Origin of the sequence: Falsiroseomonas oryziterrae (assembly GCF_021864505.1) — a bacterium.
GTDB lineage: Bacteria > Pseudomonadota > Alphaproteobacteria > Acetobacterales > Acetobacteraceae > Falsiroseomonas > Falsiroseomonas oryziterrae.
The window spans coordinates 1-1,251 of record NZ_JAKJIB010000585.1 but is presented as its reverse complement, the minus strand read 5'-3'; the positions used below and the strand labels follow the sequence as shown (position 1 = coordinate 1,251).

At 75.8% G+C, this 1,251-nt stretch carries 2 protein-coding genes; both read right to left on the bottom strand.

The annotated features are described in order from the left end of the window. On the bottom strand, nt 1-1,012 hold a 1,012-nt coding region (locus tag L2I40_RS23385; RefSeq protein WP_237217751.1), incomplete at its 3' end, for a cupin domain-containing protein. A gap of 31 nt (nt 1,013-1,043) precedes the next feature. After that, the coding region (locus L2I40_RS23380; RefSeq protein WP_237217750.1) for a hypothetical protein at nt 1,044-1,251 on the bottom strand (208 nt) is incomplete at its 5' end.

Sequence of the window (1,251 nt, the reverse complement as noted above, 5' to 3'; positions counted from 1 at the left end):
CCCCGCCGCCATCCTCCGGCACCAGCGCGTGCAGCGCGCCGGGTGCGAGCACCAGCCGCGTGTCGGCGCCCGGCATGTCCACGAACAGCCCCCGCCCCAGCAGCGCCGGCCGCTCGCCAGCCAGGCGATCCAGCAGCGTCAGCGCCGCCAGCTCCAGCGCCGCCGGCTCGGCCAGCTTCGCGGCGAGCGGGCGCGCAAGCTCGGCCAGCCGCGCCGGGCCATCGGCCAGGCGCCAGGTCGGGAAGGCCTCGCGCAGCGCCGGTTCGGTCTCCTCCAGCAGGTCCACCGCGAGGCGCAGCACGGTCGCGAAGGACGGCTCGAGCAACCCGATCGTGACGTGCAGCGACAGCCCGTCCTGCGCCGCGGCGTCGTGCAGCACGCCGCGCGGGACATAGAGCGTGTCGCCCGGCTGCAGCGTCAGGTCCTCGGGCTCGCCGTCGGGGACGATGTTGCCCGGCCAGGGCGTGCGGCGCGTCGGGCGGGGCACCGGCTGGCCGGGAAACAGCCGCCAGCGCTTCTCGCCCGCCACCTGCAGAACCAGCACGTCATGGGTGTCGTAATGCACCCGAAAACCCTGCGCGCCCGGCGGCGTCAGGTAGATGTTCGCCTGCACCGCATGCCGGAACACCTGCTCCAGCCCGCGGCAGAAGCGCATCAGCGGCGCGTGCATCTCGTGGAACTGCGAGACGACGAGCGTCGCGCCATGGTCGAAGGCGTGGAACAGGCCCGGCAGGTCCACGCGGCCGTCCTCGCGCAGGTATTCGTCCTGCGGCACCGCAGCGCTGCCCTCGCGCCGGCTCTCCGCCATCGAGACGCGCGGGCTGCGCGCGGCGTCGGTCGCGAGGAAGGCGTCGAGGTCGGCGACGGACAGCAGCCGCGCATGGTGGCCGGAGGCGGGGGCCGCGAAATGCCGCCACCCCGTGCCTTCGCGCATCGCCAGCCCCTCCTCGAGGGGAAGCGCGCCGAAGGCCTGGGTCCAGGCCTGCTCGGCCAGCGTCGTGTCGTCCTGCATGGCGGCGGACGCTAGCCGCCGACGGCGCGAGTCACCAGCCGCGGCGGCCGAACCCGGCGCCATCGGACGGGTCGCTGTCGGTCAGGCCGGTGCGGGTGCGGATCACGCGCCCGCCGCCGCGCCCGAAGCCCGGTCCGTCCGTGGGGTCCGCGTCGGTGATGCCCGTGCGCAAGCGGTTCGGCGCGACGCGGCTGCCGCCGCGCCCGCCGCCCGGCGGGTCGGAGGGGTCGGAGTCGCTG